Source organism: Vibrio sp. S234-5 (genome assembly GCF_000960595.1).
In the GTDB taxonomy this organism is placed as follows: Bacteria; Pseudomonadota; Gammaproteobacteria; order Enterobacterales; family Vibrionaceae; genus Vibrio.
On sequence record NZ_JZAM01000126.1, the window covers coordinates 1 to 16,001 of the forward strand.

15 protein-coding genes and 2 pseudogenes are annotated in these 16,001 nt (G+C 46.8%); 14 read left to right on the forward strand and 3 right to left on the reverse strand.

Going from position 1 to position 16,001, the window contains the following annotated elements:
• Nucleotides 1–461: 461 nt before the first annotated feature.
• The 3 genes and pseudogenes from UF06_RS04555 to UF06_RS04565 form a co-directional block, all read right to left on the reverse strand.
• Nucleotides 462–696, reverse strand: a pseudogene (locus UF06_RS04555) (transposase domain-containing protein); the annotation flags it as partial.
• Between the two features lie 226 nt (nt 697–922).
• Nucleotides 923–1,477: pseudogene (locus UF06_RS04560) on the reverse strand (hypothetical protein); the annotation flags it as partial.
• A gap of 633 nt (nt 1,478–2,110) precedes the next feature.
• The gene (locus UF06_RS04565; RefSeq protein ID WP_045569387.1) at nt 2,111–2,737 is read right to left on the reverse strand and encodes a LexA family transcriptional regulator; all 627 of its coding nucleotides are present in this window, start codon (nt 2,735–2,737) and stop codon (nt 2,111–2,113) included.
• Between the two features lie 384 nt (nt 2,738–3,121).
• On the opposite strand from UF06_RS04565, the gene UF06_RS04570 reads away from it, so the two are divergent.
• The 14 genes from UF06_RS04570 (at nt 3,122) to traF (ending at nt 15,993) form a co-directional block, all read left to right on the forward strand.
• Entirely contained in the window at nt 3,122–3,649 is a 528-nt protein-coding gene (locus UF06_RS04570; protein ID WP_045569388.1) for a hypothetical protein, read from the forward strand.
• Nucleotides 3,628–3,804: a TraY domain-containing protein gene (locus UF06_RS04575; RefSeq protein WP_045569424.1), complete on the forward strand. Its 177-nt coding sequence runs from the start codon at nt 3,628–3,630 to the stop codon at nt 3,802–3,804. The genes UF06_RS04570 and UF06_RS04575 overlap by 22 nt, the downstream gene beginning before the upstream one ends.
• 362 nt (nt 3,805–4,166) lie before the next feature.
• On the forward strand, nt 4,167–4,454 hold the full coding sequence (gene traA / locus UF06_RS04580; RefSeq protein ID WP_045569389.1) for a type IV conjugative transfer system pilin TraA: 288 nt from the start codon (nt 4,167–4,169) through the stop codon (nt 4,452–4,454).
• Between the two features lie 9 nt (nt 4,455–4,463).
• The gene (gene traL, locus UF06_RS04585; protein WP_045569390.1) at nt 4,464–4,766 is read left to right on the forward strand and encodes a type IV conjugative transfer system protein TraL; all 303 of its coding nucleotides are present in this window, start codon (nt 4,464–4,466) and stop codon (nt 4,764–4,766) included.
• A gap of 14 nt (nt 4,767–4,780) precedes the next feature.
• Entirely contained in the window at nt 4,781–5,356 is a 576-nt protein-coding gene (gene traE, locus UF06_RS04590; protein WP_045569391.1) for a type IV conjugative transfer system protein TraE, read from the forward strand.
• Complete coding sequence (gene traK / locus UF06_RS04595; protein WP_045569392.1) at nt 5,343–6,128, forward strand: type-F conjugative transfer system secretin TraK; 786 nt, start codon at nt 5,343–5,345, stop codon at nt 6,126–6,128. Before traE ends, traK begins: the two co-directional genes overlap by 14 nt.
• The gene (locus tag UF06_RS04600) at nt 6,118–7,650 is read left to right on the forward strand and encodes a TrbI/VirB10 family protein (protein ID WP_045569393.1); all 1,533 of its coding nucleotides are present in this window, start codon (nt 6,118–6,120) and stop codon (nt 7,648–7,650) included. Before traK ends, UF06_RS04600 begins: the two co-directional genes overlap by 11 nt.
• 2 nt (nt 7,651–7,652) lie before the next feature.
• A complete protein-coding gene (traV, locus tag UF06_RS04605) occupies nt 7,653–8,042 on the forward strand; it encodes a type IV conjugative transfer system lipoprotein TraV (protein ID WP_045569394.1) in 390 nt (129 codons plus the stop codon).
• A 103-nt stretch (nt 8,043–8,145) separates the two neighbouring features.
• The gene (traC, locus tag UF06_RS04610) at nt 8,146–10,695 is read left to right on the forward strand and encodes a type IV secretion system protein TraC (RefSeq protein ID WP_045569395.1); all 2,550 of its coding nucleotides are present in this window, start codon (nt 8,146–8,148) and stop codon (nt 10,693–10,695) included.
• The gene (traW, locus tag UF06_RS04615) at nt 10,679–11,377 is read left to right on the forward strand and encodes a type-F conjugative transfer system protein TraW (RefSeq protein ID WP_045569425.1); all 699 of its coding nucleotides are present in this window, start codon (nt 10,679–10,681) and stop codon (nt 11,375–11,377) included. The genes traC and traW overlap by 17 nt, the downstream gene beginning before the upstream one ends.
• Entirely contained in the window at nt 11,374–12,384 is a 1,011-nt protein-coding gene (gene traU / locus UF06_RS04620) for a conjugal transfer pilus assembly protein TraU (RefSeq protein ID WP_045569396.1), read from the forward strand. Before traW ends, traU begins: the two co-directional genes overlap by 4 nt.
• A gap of 257 nt (nt 12,385–12,641) precedes the next feature.
• Entirely contained in the window at nt 12,642–13,355 is a 714-nt protein-coding gene (gene trbC / locus UF06_RS04625) for a type-F conjugative transfer system pilin assembly protein TrbC (protein WP_045569397.1), read from the forward strand.
• A gap of 35 nt (nt 13,356–13,390) precedes the next feature.
• Nucleotides 13,391–15,169, forward strand: coding sequence for a type-F conjugative transfer system mating-pair stabilization protein TraN (gene traN / locus UF06_RS04630; protein ID WP_045569398.1), 1,779 nt, complete (start codon nt 13,391–13,393; stop codon nt 15,167–15,169).
• Nucleotides 15,170–15,210: 41 nt separating this feature from the next.
• A complete protein-coding gene (gene traF, locus UF06_RS04635) occupies nt 15,211–15,993 on the forward strand; it encodes a type-F conjugative transfer system pilin assembly protein TraF (RefSeq protein ID WP_171816697.1) in 783 nt (260 codons plus the stop codon).
• Nucleotides 15,994–16,001: the final 8 nt, after the last annotated feature.

The following is a 16,001-nucleotide window of genomic DNA, read 5'->3' on the forward strand; positions in this document are numbered from 1 at the left end:
CGCTCGTCTATTCGGCACCATACAATATTCGCTGACATAGTATTGAAACCCTCAGTTATGATTCAAATTGGTGGATGATCACGCCTTGCACGACACGGTTGACTTCGCCCGTTGGGCAAGGATTATCCAGAATGACTTTTATTCCGTTTCTACGTTAGCTCTTAAACATACTTAGGAGTTAACAACTTGTTTTATTTATTTTTCTTATAATTATTTTACTTATTGATGAGAAAATTACTTTGATATTGTTCTCAACTTACTTACGAAATGATTTCGAAATCTTTCAATTTTTAAAAGTGAAAGGTTGTGATTCATAAGTAATCATAAAAGTGGGCTTTATTATCTAATGAACCTGAGATCGGTTTAAGCCATCGCCGAATGAGCATCCACGAATCGCGGCTACTTAGAGTCAAGTGTAAGCGGTTAATACCCAGCAGTATTGAAGTGAGCAGCCAGAAATATTAGTATCTGGCGATATTCCACGGAAGAAGAGATTCGAACTGCTCTACCGTTTCGGCATACGGCAGTTTAGTCAGAAGGGTGTGAAGATATTCGTATGGCTCTAACCCATTCAGCTTTGCGGTTTCGACGATGCTGTAGGCTTTCGCTCCCTGCGAACAACCATGACCACCTCCCAACCAAGAAAGGGCGAATTGCATTCTCGGCAAGGATATTGCTGATGCGCAGTTCGCCATCGGTGCAGTAGACAGTAAGCTTAGACCCGAGATTCCGCAGCTATTTTTAGAATTTATTTCACCGAAGATGCCGACACGTTCGTGACAATTGCGAAATCTTGCTGCCTTTGAGTCACTAGCAGAGAGGCATGTGATTTTTGATGACGAGTCACGTAATTTATTAGATAATTGGATGCGGAATGAGGTTAGACCACTGATTAAGCATGTAGGTGATGGCTTTCCATGCCATCGTCCACACACACATTGATCCGTTCTGTGTAAACGTAAGAGGCACGTTTGAGGCACTTCATGACTTTAGCAAATGACTTAGGCGAGATGAACGCTCCCCAACGCAAAGCGTAATCTTCTTGAAGTTGGTCATAACTGATAGTTTTTAGTCCAGCTTCGGTTGGTAGACCAATGCGGCCACCAATCAAATCCGTATTAGGTAAAATACACGCAAGAGCTTTTGCTATCAGTTCTCTACACTGAATATTCTTGACGGCAGCACCACCGCCCCATGCCAAAAGGCTAGGAAAGCGTTGAGGATGAGTAATGTATTCCTCGCAGCCTTTTAAGGTATAGGCATACTCATGTGGAAGATCGACCCATTCACCTGAACGTAACAAACTGCGTTTAGAAAAGCCAAAAGTAAAATTCGGATTGGATTTTTGCTCACGAGAGACGACCTCATGATGAAGTTCAATCAACTCACGCTTGCGTGCTTTGCGCTTCGCCCGATATTCTTTATCGTATTGCGATTTAGCTAGGGTAGGGTAGTGCTGAACATTCGACTCACCCACAGCATCACCACCCAACACGTGAGAGTGTATTCACCTGATATTGATGCGGTTATTACGAGAATTTTGAGTCTGAGGGTTGCTTGGATTGAGAGTCCAACCGAGATTCCGCAGCTATTTTTAGAATTTATTTCGCCGAAGATGCCGACACGTTCGTAACAATTGCGAAAACTTGCTGCCTTTGAGGCACTCGCAGAGAGGCATGTGATTTTTGATGACGAGTCACGTTTAACCTCCTGATAGTAATGAGAGATAGTTTAACCGAATATTGTTATCAGAAACCGACTTGGGTAGCCACCATTGGATGACCCAATCAATCGTTGTGTGATGAAAGTCACATGATTTATTAGATAATTAGGTGCGGAATGACGGGTCCAAACAATGGGCTTTAAATTTACACAAAATCAGCAAAAAAAATCAAATGCTTAAATTTCAGGCACAAAAAAGCCGTTCACTTACGGGAGAACAGCTACTTTGCGAATGCTATCAGTTAGGATCTCACCCCTAACACATTCTAGTTTTTGAAAATTACACTACATAGAAGACTATGTAGTAGCGTGCTATGTAATGCACTTTTTACTTCAAAAACCTGATTATATGATAAGACTGATTCAGTGTTTTCAAAAAAGTTTTAGTTTAAAATCTATTTATACTATACAACACTCTGCCTATTATGCAGAAGCGATCAAATTCTCTTTTGCTAATTTTTTCATCTGAATACTTATCGTTATAGCTCTTTATCATTAAACCATTCACACTATATTCAAGGCGCTTGACCCTTAAAACATCTTCTTGTTGATAAACATAAACCTTACCGTCAATAATTTTCTTATCGGAAGTATCAACAAAAACAATACCTTTGTCAGAAATCGCTGGTTCCATTGAATCACCATGAACCCTGAGAGCGATCACTTTATCCAACGACATTTCGCCCAGTAGAGGAATAAAATGGGCACTGACTAATATAGATTCCTCGCTATCATTTATAAAACCAGCCCCTGCGCTACAGTTAACATACTCATAGAATGGGATTTCATACTCTGAACCGTCATTATGTGAACTCGTGGTGCCGTTTACTAACCATTCATAAGTTGTTTTTAAAACTCTCGACAACTCTATCAACCTCTTCTGAGACGGGTAATTGACACCATTTTCCCATTGGTTAACAGCAGACTGGCTTACTCCTAACATAGTGCTAAGCTCTTTTTTCGATATATGTAGCGACTCTTCTCTTAGTTTTTTGATCCTGCCGCCTAACGACATTTCTCTATCCTACTTACATTTTCATAGCCTTACTTCAATTGTCCTCTTTTGTGGACAAATCTTTAATTTAAATAATTAATTTTAGGTTTATATTTAAAGTTTCAATTTACATACTGTTTCTGATGCTTTATCATTCACCTACAACTGATCATTCAAACAGTAATGCATCCGGTTTATGCATAGAGCGCCGAGGGGCGCGGAGGGCATAGAACTCCAACTTTAAATCACCTACTGCCGCCTGCGTCGAGCTGGGGCGGTGACCAAGTCCTCACTGAGGCGACTGGGAGTACCAGCCAATTTCACGCACTGAAAAACTCTTTTGCGAAAGCACATAGGTTTGCTCACCTAAGCAAACCTATGTACGTTCAATAGAAGGAGACTCACATGACTAACCTGCATATCGTGTACGGTTTCTGTGAAGACCGACATAAAGCAATACTCTTCGAACATCTTGTTCAAAACACCTCCATTTTAAAGATTAAAACCATTGGCCACGTAGCTGAGAAAGCAGTATTTGCCGCGCTAACCTGTTCATTGGTTAATCCCACTGTCACTGGCGTTCACTGGATACAGACTTGTATCCCCAACAAGAAAAGAACAGTGAATACCAGTTTGATGACGGGCCCAGCTCTTTCTCGAAAAAAGTATCATCGGTACAACCTCGACAATGAACTGATTAAACAGCTACAAAAATGCAGCCGTATTTATCGTAAGCAGCGCAACCTCACACTCACAGAGAAAAACTGGCGACAGCACGTCAACCGAAAAGCTGCATTAAGTGAAGTTGAATGTATGTTTATGCCAACATGCAAAAACTCTTTTTTTCTCGCACACAATCAACAACCCACGCCGTACAGCATTTGGAATGACCCCAAGAGAAAGGAGAGACAATGCCAAGTAAAGACGATATGACTGGCATTTGGTTTGAAATGGACAAAGAAACCAACCAGCGACTTGAAGCTTCTGCCAAAGAAAACAAGAGAACAAAACGACAAGAGGCAAGCTTTCGCCTTAGAGATCATCTTGCTAAGTTTGACGAACATATGAAAGCCCGATCATCAAATTAAGATCCCACGCTTTTTTTTATAAAAAAAGATCCAGCATCAGGATTTGTTTCAAATTTTATATACCGCTTGCCTAATCTAGGCATCCGTAGGCAACGCCTCTTGTCAACGCAAAAACGTACCGCATCAACGGATTGAACTCACACCCTTCTCAAGGCAGAGAGGCAGTTTAAAAGACGCTGCTTTCGCAACCTCTTTCAAATTGCGGTTACCCCCTTAAACCAATCCGTAGTCAATTTCGCTACCGCGATTTCTCTTCGCGACGACTCCTATGCCAACAGCTAGGTACTGGTAGGACTGGCGATCCTTTTATGCACCCTTGCCACTTTATCAATCAACTATTTAATCAACGAAGGAAATACATTATGAACACACGTACTCAACGCACCTTAGCTTTCACTCTTGGCTTGGCCGTCTCTGCACTTCTGGTGACGCAGCCAGCGTTAGCCGCTGATCTTTTTGCAACGGGTAAACAAGCCATGAAAGAAACCGCCGGCAAAGGCTCGACAGTCGAAACCGCCATGCTCGGCACTGGATTATTTGGTGCGGTTGTCACCGGATTAATGACTCGAAACTGGTTTGCTGCTCTGGGCGGTTTTGCTGGCGGCTCTATTTTGTGGAACGTTGGTGCTCCGCTTGTTGGGCTTGCGTAAGGAATCGCTATGGAAGACCCTCATCAGTTTTTCTCAATCCCTAAACACATGAACAAAGGACGCCGATTTCTGGGCTTTCCAGCCGATGAAATCGCACCCGCTTTGGTTGTCTTCGGGCTCTCATTTTGGCTTAAACACGAAATGATAGGACTGGCTTTATCTCTAGGCTGGTTCGGGGGGTTACGCTACATCAAAGCGCAATACGGTGACAACATCATCATCTTGTCACTTTATTGGTGGGGCGCTTCCTTTGTCAGTCCCACTTTCTTTAAACGCACCCCCTCCGCTTGTCGGAGGTATTGGATTTTTTAAGGAGCCTAACCGTTATGGACCCGTATATTAAGCGGGATAGGTTAGCCATCAAAAGCCTGCTCAACTTCTTATTAGTGGCAGGCTTTCTTGCTATGCTTATCACCAACCTCGTATTGGGTTACACCAGTTATCAAGCCCTAACCCATCAAAGCCGAACTCTTATTCCCCCAACGGTTTCAAAAGCCTTTACGGTTTCGGACGGCGCAGTCGATGAGCCTTACCTTGAGCAGATGGCCGATTATCTACTCTACTTAAAACTCAACGTCACCCCTGCAAACGTCTCACGCCAGTTTGGACAACTCATTGAGTATGTCGATGCACAAAGCTGGAACAGTGTACAACCCAAACTGCTTCGTGAGGCCACCGTCATTAAGAAAGACAACATAAGCAGCCAATTTTCTGTCGATTCCATTCGCATTTCGCTCGACACCCTCCAAGTGCAGCTCTACGGCAAACTGCAAAAGTACGTAGGGCGACGCGCTTTAGAGCCTGAAATGAAATGGTATCAAGTGAGCTTTAGCTATGAGCAAGGCTCACTAGGCTTACTTTCCATTGAAGAAGTCGAGGTCAAGAACGATGAATCTCTATAAGCAATCATTAACACCACAGCAAAGATGGCGCGGCCACCTCGTTTCAATCACCTTGGTATTGGCGTTTTGTATCGCTCCCTTTGCCATGGCGCAGAACGTGGGTAAAGTCAGCTATGAGTTTAATGAAGGTGACACCATACCCTTGGCACTTTCTTCAATTAATATCAACCGATTAGTGGTTAAAAATGACCGCATCCTTTCGATTGTCTGCCCCAAAGGGTTTTGTACCTCATCAGGCAACCAAAAAGACGCCTCTGGCTCTATCACATTAAAAATCAACATCGCCTTACCGTTTACCGCACACCTTACCACGGAAAAAGGACGCTTATTTGCGTTGTTTATCACCCCAAAGTCCACTCCAGCGTTAGTCACCGAGTTTGTCTGGTCCGAGAGTTACAAAGAGCAGAAAAGCCCCATCACGCTTGCAGCAGATTATCCCGCAGCCATGACAGCACTCACTAAATCGATGATGCGCTTTGTTCATGATGGATCACCCATTGCTGGCTTTAAACGCCACGATGTCGATCCCAAAACGCTGCCAAAGGATGACGCCAAACTGGCCATCATTCCTCAAACGGTCTTTGTTGGTGCCGATTACTCCGGCGTCATTTACCAGCTCAAAAACCAAGACACTCAAGATATCCCCCTCACCACAGCGCAGTTCTACAGCTATTCGGCTCGTTCAGCCGCGCTCGATGCCTACCACTTAAAACCTGGACAAACCACGACGCTCTATCTCATCACCGGAGGAGGTGCCGCCCATGTTCGATAAACAAAGACACAGCTTGGACGGGCTTAAGAAACGGTTTTTCAAAGACACGGATGGCGACTTTGAAGAAGGGGGAGAGGTGAATGCGGCAACACAAAAGCGTAACCGCAGTATCACCTTTGTTGTTCTAACGGTCGTTAGCGTGATTGCCTTTGCGGTTTGGCGGCTCACCTTACCGGCTGATCCTCAAGAAACCCAACATGAAACGGTCGGCTTTGGGGCTATCGTGACCGATGACTTCACCGACAAAGACAACCAATCAGCCCTGACCTTTCAACAAGATAAAATCAATCAACTTGAGCAAAGCCTGACCAAATTTGAAGGCATGCTCAGTCGTTTTGGTGACAGCTTAGAGTCCGAACTGGAGAACATCAAAACCACCACTAACCGCAATCAAGAATCGCAGTTAGCAGGACTAGAGCAGCAGATGCAGCAAAAGATCGATGAAATTGAGGCGCTCAAAGCCCAGCTTGAGACACAACTGACCGAAAGTCTCAACGCGGAAAGCCAAAGCACCGCAAACACCGCCCAGGGCAATACATTTGGACAATATCGTCTGCCACCAAGGGCGGCCATCGATGACAATGTGGATACGAGCAATATCAATGAGTTCACCTACCGAAGACAAGATGACATTGCCTTTAGCGGTGACGCGTTTGATAGCTTTGAATTTCATTGGCAAGCCAGCGTTGATGAGAAAAAATCCCGCCGAACAACGGATAATTATGTCCCGACCGGCACCTTTGTCACCGCCGTGGTTACAGGCGGCGCTGATGCCAATGCGGGCGTATCAGGCCAAGGGGATACCTCACCCATTGTTTTTCAAACCGTCAATCAGGGCATCCTACCCAATGGTAAAAAGTCCAAGCTGAACAACTGTACCATTACAGGGGCCATTTACGGCGAAATTTCATCCAGCCGCGGTATCGCACGAACAAACCGCATGAGCTGTATTCAAGACAACGGTGATATCTTAGACATCCCCGTCAATGCCACCGTGTTTAACTTTGGCCGTAACGGTATCCGCGGCACCACTATTTTGAAAAACGGCAAAATCGTTCAAATGGCAGGTATTGCAGGTATCTTGCAAGGCTTGGGGGATGCTGGCAAGGCGTTGGCACAAACCACCACACCAACCGCTCTAGGGCCAAGCCAAAGTGTGGATAGCGATAAGATCGGATTAAGCTTGCTTGGCGGCGCAACAGAAAGCGTTGGCAGTAAGCTCGCTGACTACTACATCAAGCTCGCTGAACTTTATCATCCGATTGTGGAAGTCAATCCAGGCTCGGTAGTGAACATTGTCTTTTTAGAAGGGTTTCCGCTCGATCCGCTCCTAGCCGAGGAATACGAGACGCGCATTCAAGCACAGCGTGAACAAGTCTCCAGCACCAATCAGATCCTCGATGTCATCACTAATTCGCCAGCGCTATCCCAAGTTAACCAAGCTGCTCCCATCAACAACCCATTAGCGCAAAAGCTCACCCAACAAGGGCTAAACAGCGTGGGCTTTGGGCGTGAGGAATAATCATGAAACTGCAATTTTTGTTTTCTCTTTCACTACTCTTCGGTTTAACCGGCTGTAGCGCCGGCTTTGACAGCGATTACAGCTGTGACAAAGTCGGTGGCGTTTCAGGTTGTGTCACGATGAACGAGGTGAGAGACAACTTGTACGCTTACACTGGAGACCAAGATACCCTATCCAGTCAAACGCAACTCGCCCCACCTTCCGCGTTCACCCTATTGCCAAGACGCAGCCGAGATGGGGAGCCACAGCGAAGCCAAGAAGAGGTAAAAAAACTCACCATCTTCCCGTTCATCGATAAAGATAACCATTACATCGATACCATGGATGTTTACTTCATCTTAGATGAAGGGCACTGGTCAGGGCGACCAGCGCGCGCTATTTGGCAAGATTAATCAGCGACTCTCAATGAAACAAATCATCCAACGTTCTGACGAGGCCATGGCGAGTGCCAGTTGGCCACTGTCTTTGTATTGGTAAAAGAAAAAAGGAGCCATTATGCTTTCACGTGCTAGCAGTGGCCTGTCCGCCTTATTCCAAGAGGCGAAACGCGCCCAAAACCACCTCCACCATGAATTGCCCTATCGAGACTATGACCCAATTGAACGCGTCTTTGAAAACACACACTCTCGTGGGTTTGGCTTCAAACTCAGCGTTCTAGGCGGTGCTAATGACGATCTTATTCAATCGCTTAGCCACCTTATTGGTGATTTACCCCAAGGTGACAAATGGGATTATCAAGTACAACTATTTGGCCATAACCGCGTCGCGCACTACTTAGAGGGTAATCAAGCCCAACTCAGTCAGCGCGGGGGCATTTGCCAAAAGATGGCCAATGACGATGCCATTTACGCTCACTATGCCGCGCAGCACGGCTTTTTGCACCGACAAAAAAACAATCGTTTCGACTTACGCGATCACGATGCGTTCTTTTTTGTTTCCACCTGTGAGAAAGACCCACAAGAGCTTCTCGATGCGCGTCTCACCCTCGAAACAGGACTGGCGCAACTTGGGTTTGATTTGCTGCCCGTCACCCCAGAAATGTTGCTCACCAGTGTGGGCGATATTTTGAACTTTGATAAGCGGCAAGACCGCCCAAAGGAAAAAAGCTACAACCCCCTAGAGCCTTTAAACCAACAGGCGTTATCACCCGATACAGAAGCCCTCACCTATCGCGGTCACATTGCCACTCGACATACCAACGACCAAGGAAAAGAAGTTCAAACCGAGATCGTGAACATGGGCCTGTCTCGACTGCCAGGGGATTATCGACTTTATGCGCTACCAGAGGCGTTTTCCTCCATTCGCAACGTGTCACGCAACATTACGTGTCCGTATCGCGTCACACTGAATTTTCGCAATGAACCGACAGGCAAACAAAACGCCGATAACGACAACAAAATTAAAGACCTCAACAAAACCGTGAACAGTCAAATGGCGCTGCTCGCACCGACAGCAGAAGACGAACTCAAAGAGCGCAAAGGCATACAGAAAGGTTTGCTCTCAAAAGAGTTTACGATTGCGTCAATGGTACTGACCGTCACCCTCTTTACCGACAAGGACAACCAAAAGAAAGACACACAAGCGGCGAAAGAGTCGTTCAGTAATGCAGGACTCGATATCATCCCGCTAAAAATGAATCAGCCACAGTCCCTGCTCTCCACACTGCCTTTTATGATGAGTGAAGGGTTGTGGCAAGATTGTAAAAAGGCAGGTCGTGTGCGCACATTAAAAAGTTCCAATCTGGTGAATTTCTTGCCGCTCATCATGGACTTCTGCCAACTCAAAGGGGGGGTACTTCTTCCCACAATGCGCCAGCAAATCTCATTTTTCAATCCCTTTACCTGTGGCAGTGACAACCAAAACATCGCACTCACCGGTGGCTCTGGGGCAGGAAAAAGCTTTTTTGTTCAGGAAATGGCAGAAGTCATCTACGCTATGGGCGGTAAAGTGTGGATACTCGATAAAGGCTCCAGCTACAAAAAGCTGACGTTAAGCCTCGGCGGCACCTACATGACGCACGCCAATATCTTTTTAAACCCCTTCACGCATTTAGGCTCGATACAAAATGCAGAGTTTGAGTTTGTTGATGATGACGGACACGCCATTGACCCGATGCTGGAAGCGCTCGACAACATCACCGCACTCTTTGCCACCATCGCGTCCCCTTACGCCCCATTAACGGCGTTTCAACAAAGCGTGCTGGGTGACGCCATCGTCACCGCTTGGGAGCGAAAAGGTAATCAAGCGATAGTGGATGATGTCAGAGACGCCTTGATTGAGATTGCCGGCATCGATTCCGACCGGCGCATTAAAGACATCGCGGTGCAACTGAAAAAGTTTTGTAGTGACGGAATGTACAAAGAAGTGTTTAACAAACCGTCGATGCTCGATCCTAAAGTGGAAATCACCACCCTAGAGTTGGATGGCTTCCCGCCAGCGGTGCTTCGTCCGGTGATTTTCGCCCTGATGGTGTCGATCAATCAGCAAATGTACCTATCAGGCTCTCGTTCAACACCGAAGCTGTGCATCATTGAAGAAGCGTGGAGCTTACTGTCTGGGGCGAACGAGCAAGCCCGTGAGTTCATCAACACCGGCTATCGCACCGCTCGTAAGTTCGGAGGTGCTTTCTGTACGGTAACCCAAGGGATTGAAGACTTCTTTAGCAGTGAGGAGGCGAAAGCTTGTTACAACAACTCCGATATCCACATCATTCTGCGCCAAGGGGAAGGGTTTGATAAATACCTGTCACAAAACCCATCTGCGTTTAGCCCTTATGAGCAGCGCATCATCAAAAGCTTTGATAAGTCCTCCACCGCAGGATACAGCTGCGCACGCATCAAAGCCGGTGGGCACGTGACCTATCACCGCTTTTTTGCCTCCCCCGTCAAACGGGCCATGTTCTCAACCGAGCCCAAGGAGTTTGAATACTGTGAAAATCTTTACAAACAAGGCATGGCACTGGAAGACGCCATTGAACAGACTTCCATGCACTTCTATGGCAAAGAAATCGAAGCCTTTAATCAAGCAATTGGAGCGAGCAGTTAGCTCGCTTCCGTTCATCCTGGCAGCGGGTATGGCCACTTTTAGCGCTTACGGAAAAGAGTTGGGGCAAGTCGCCCCCGTCTTTCCAATCGGTGAAATTGACATGCTTGAATGGATTGACCACAGGCTGAGACAATTTGAAGCAAACGGTAAGCTGGCTGACATGCAAGAGGAATTTACCGAGCGAGTTAAAAAAAGCATTGAAAACCCGCCGCCGGTTGAAGGATTAATGACCACAACCAACCCTCGCACCTTTTACGTTGACCCAAGCATCACCATCCCGAAAGACATCATTATCCCCGCCACCGGTCAAGTCATTGCCAAAGCGGGTACTAAAGTCAATCCCTTTGACAGCCGAACTTGGCCAAAGGTCGATGGAAAAGACGTTTTACCTCAATTTGAACTCAGCAAGGTACTGATCTTTATTGATGCAAGAGACGCGCAGCAAAGGCGCTTTGCCAGCGAGTATCAAAACACCAAGCCGATAAAGTGGATACTGACCGGAGGTAGCCCAAACCAAATGGCAACCTTACTCGATGCCAGAATATACTTTGCACAAGACGGCTTTTTAACCGAAAGGCTCAGCATCACTCACGTACCTGCTATTGCTTATCAAGAAGGTACGCGCTGGCGCATCGATGAAGTGGATGTATCTGGTTTACCACCGTTGGAGATCGAGCCATGACACCGCGATATTTTCCTTTACTACTGTGCTGCGTATTGGTTTTTATAGCACCATCAACCCTAGCAGCCGGCGCGGCGTGCAAAAGCCGCTTTATCAACCCCATCACAGACATCTGTTGGGATTGCTTATTCCCTATGACCATCGGCTCGGCCACCGTCATGCCCTCAAAATACCCCGATACCCATAATCCTGTCTCACCGATTTCTTATTGCCCAAAGCCGCCACCGGTCTTTGTGCAAATTGGGGTCAACATTGGTTATTGGGAGCCCTACGCGTTAACGGACATTACCCGCGTTCCTTATTGCATGGTTAACATGGGCACGCAAATGTCAGGGGCAAACAGTCAGCGAGTGGGTGGGCGAGTGACCGCTCGCGACAGCGACAGCAGTGACGGCGGCTTTTATCATGCGCACTGGTACAAATACCCCGTTATTTACTGGTTGCAGCTGATGCAATCCGCCGCTTGTATGGCCACCGACAATTTTGACGTCGCTTACATGACCGAAATTGATCCACTTTGGGATGATGACGAACTGTCGCTTATTCTTAACCCAGAAGCCTTGCTTTTTGGTAACTTGATTGCACAACTTGCTTGTGTTCCTGAAGCCATGATCACCTCAACGAACGTTGTCTTACCTATTGATGCGCTCTTTTGGTGCTTGGGTTCACAGGGCAGTGCGTATCCACTGACTGGCACAACGAACTACCGCGATACCCCCATTCAAGCGGCGACGCTGTTGATGGAAAAGCTGAACTACAAGCTTCACAGACAAGGTATCGTATGGGAGACGCGCGGTGAGGATGGGGCGATTTGTTATCAATATCCAGACCCCATTTTGCCCAAATCCCGCTACCGCTATCAAATGTCGTCTCCCATCCCTGATGCAGCATGGTGCCATCCTTATACGACCACCACCACCTTGTGGGAAGCGGGGCACGACAACCCCGTCACCGGAGATAACTTTGGTTTTGTTCAGTGGCGAAAACGCAACTGTGTATTTTTGTAAGGGGGAAATCATGACGTTTTCACAGTCAACAAGACAAGGCGAGTCAGATCTTTTTATTGCCAGCAACTTAAGCTCTGTCGAAGACTTTTTAAAGACAGATATCGCTAATCACAAGCACATCTATTGCAGTTTTCCTTTGATGAGTTTTCCGTTCTCATTTTACAAAGTACTTAACGCTCGCAATGTGTGTTCAATCAGTTTTCAAGACGCCCACACTCTCTATCCCCCCTTCAAACGTCCATAGCGAAGAGGTTAGCATGACCACACTATCGTTTGAGAGCGCCCTTGGGCGCTCTCTCCTTTTTCTGAGCTTGATTGTCTCACTCCCAAGCCACGCTTATACAGAAGAAGAGCTCAAAGCTTTTGCCAAGCTTGAGCAAGAGCTCAGCCAGCAAACCAGCGCGACAAATCCGTTTCGCATTGACCAGGTACAAAATCAAGCCCGTGCCTATCAGCAGGAAGCGCTTGAGGCTAGCCGAAAAATCCAAGAACTGGTGAAAGAAGAAAGTCTCTCTCCACTATTAGGCATTCAAAAACCGACACGTAATCCAGAACAAGCGCCCAAAGGGGTGATGGTCTTTGTGTCGTTGATCATGCCAGAGACCGCACTTAAACAGCTCTTAATGCAAAGTGAACATCTCGGTGTCCCTCTTGTCATACGTGGCGTTTTACCTGAAGGCTTTCCTGCGACCGCCAAGCGCATCGAGTCATTGATACGTTCACCCAACAAAGCCCCCATTCAGAGCGGATTTTCTATCAGCCCGGATTGGTTTAAGCAATTTGGCATCACCAAGGTGCCCGCCTTTGTCTCAGTAAAACCAGGTCGCTGCCTGCCTGAGCAGCCTTGCTCCACCACGGACTACGACATTCTTTACGGTAATATCTCGCTTTATCAAGCACTGGATTACCTCGCACTAGGGGACGCGCAGCAAAATGTTCAGCCCCTACTGCGCACCTTATATTCACAATAGTTATTCTTGCCATTACGTTTAGTGAGGTGTTCCCTATGCGCCTGTATTCTTGGGCTGCGCTCGCGCTCAGCCTGTTTTGCACTTTGGCGTTCGCCGACGACCAACAAACTTTTACCGACAGCGCCAATTGGGCAAAGCAAACCGCGAGTCAAGCACTCACACCCAATGCGTTACCGCTTAATATCGATGAGTATTGCGCCGATGAAACCTGCCGCCGAGATATCCGCGCGCCCAAAGAATCGAGACTGTCTGACAGTGACATCAATAGCCAAAAAAACCTTGCTTTCGCTGAAGATGAGACCGCCCAAGCAATACAGAATAACTTCAACAAGGGTAAGCCTGATATAAAGAGCGACCCTGCGATGCGCTTTGCTTTACTCGGTCAAGAACATGCCTTTGAAGTGACCCATGGCATTTCTAACGCCTATGTGGACTGTGAGACTGGAACGCAGTGCTTGATTGAAAATAATACACGTATCTGCACCTCACCAACGAACAACCCTGTCTCTTGCTTTGAAACGCCTTATGTGTCTGAGCAAAGTATAGAAACTGGCAGTGTTTCATTTGATTATAATGGTTTTACTCCTATTCATTATTCGCTGCCAGAAGGCGTAACAGAAATCACAGGGATCCGCTTCCCTACGGTACTCACATGCCAAGGATTAAGCTGTCTTCCGGCCATTAATAATGGGGTTAAATTCCTTATCAACAACAACGTGATCCACTCCAAACCCTACAGGGATGGCTCTAACACAACCGAAGCGGAACGAAGCCTCTGTACAAAAGGGGGATTTGGTTATATCTGCCTCCAAAAGTACCCGTCTTTCTATCAGGCAACCGCGTTAGGAACATCAAGTGACATCACGATTGATATTCTTAAAGATGCTGGATTGTTCAACGGTACATTCACTATTGATTACAAAAAAGGGGCAAACGTAATGAAGTGGCAATCCAGTTGCTCAACGTTATTGCCTGAATGTAAACAAACACAACGCACCTGCGTCGAAGGTGCAGAGACTCGCATCATTAATGGCATAAGCACTTATCTCAGTTGTTGGAAATACCAGGTTGATCACCTTTGTGAACTAGCAGACTCATGCGCCAGCTTACCCAACGACTGCAACGAACAATCTCGTTCTTGTTCACTCAAACAAAATGGGGTTTGCGTCGAAGAAGAGATTGAGAAAAGCTGTCCTGATAAGTCATGCCGCGCCACCCAAATGCAGTGCGGTGAACAATCCTTTTGCCTTGATGGCGATTGCTATGCGGAGGAGCCCAAACTTAATGGCAACTTTGATAAATCTGTCGCGGCATTAGCTGGCCTTTCCGAAGCGGTCAAAGACATTGGCGACCCGCCACAAATCTTTACCGGTAAACCCATGATGTGTGACAAAAAACTCGCCGGTTTTAACGACTGCTGCAAAGACTCGGGCTGGGGACAAGATGTTGGCGCAAAATGCAGCGAAGCAGAAGAGGCACTAGGCAAAGCTAAAGAGAAAGGATTAACCCTCTATGTCGGTGAATATTGCGCCAAAAAAGTCTTAGGCGTTTGCACTCGTAAAAAGCGTAGCTACTGCGTTTATGACAGCAAGCTTGCCAAAATCATTCAAGAGCAAGGCGCTATCGGGCAATTAGGCAAGGGACTTGGCAGTGCGAAAAGCCCTACCTGCGCCCCCATCACGCCCGAAGAGTTGGGTCAAATCAACTTTGAGTACATCGACTTTAAAGAGTTTTACCCTGAGATGCACGCCAACGCCCAGCTCCCTAACTTTGATGAAATCAAGGAACGGCTTCAAAGTGCAACGGGCAATTAAAGCATCCTTCTTAATCACTTTGCTTCACTCAATCAAGGTCTATGATGATGAAAAAACGACTGCTTTACGTCATTACCCTAGGGCTGCTTGTTCAACTTCCCACCTTGGCTAATGAAACACCGCCAGGGTGGCGATGGTACAACGAACCCAAACCAGCCCCCCAATCGCCCAAACCCGAGTCACTACCAAGCAACACCCAAACCACCATATCAAGCCCGAAAACCTTGTCAGCAACCGAACAAATGGCGTGGTTCCACACCATGCATAAGGAGGCGCAAAACGATGCGGTTATCCACCCCAAAGATAAGGAAAAACTGGCCAGGTTCCTAGCGCTTAATCGATTTATTACCGACCAAACCGACCAGTTAGGCATGACCTTTAAGGCTTTACTACTGGAAAAACCCGAGCTCTCTTACACCAAAGACCACCCGACAGAGCAAGCCGCAAGGCAGGTATATTTGGAGCTTGAAACCAAAAAGAAAACCGAGGCCGTGGAGAAAATGAAGCAAGAAGGCTGGGGTTTTTTCTTTGTCTATGACGGCAAAGACACGCTCAGTCAGCAACTCGCCCCATCCATTCAAGCCTTTGCTGACCAATACCATTTTGAGCTCCTTGGGATCAGTAATGATGAAACCTTCATCACTAACATCAAAGAAAACCGCCACAACCAAGGCAAGGTTTCAGTGCCGTTTACCCCCGCATTGATTTTAGTGCACCCAAGCACTGGAGAGATGAAGCCACTGGCGTATGGCTGGATAAGCCAAAATGAGCTACTTGGGCGTTTTTACAACGTCGCAACCAACTTTGAACAATCCGATTTTTAAACATTAAG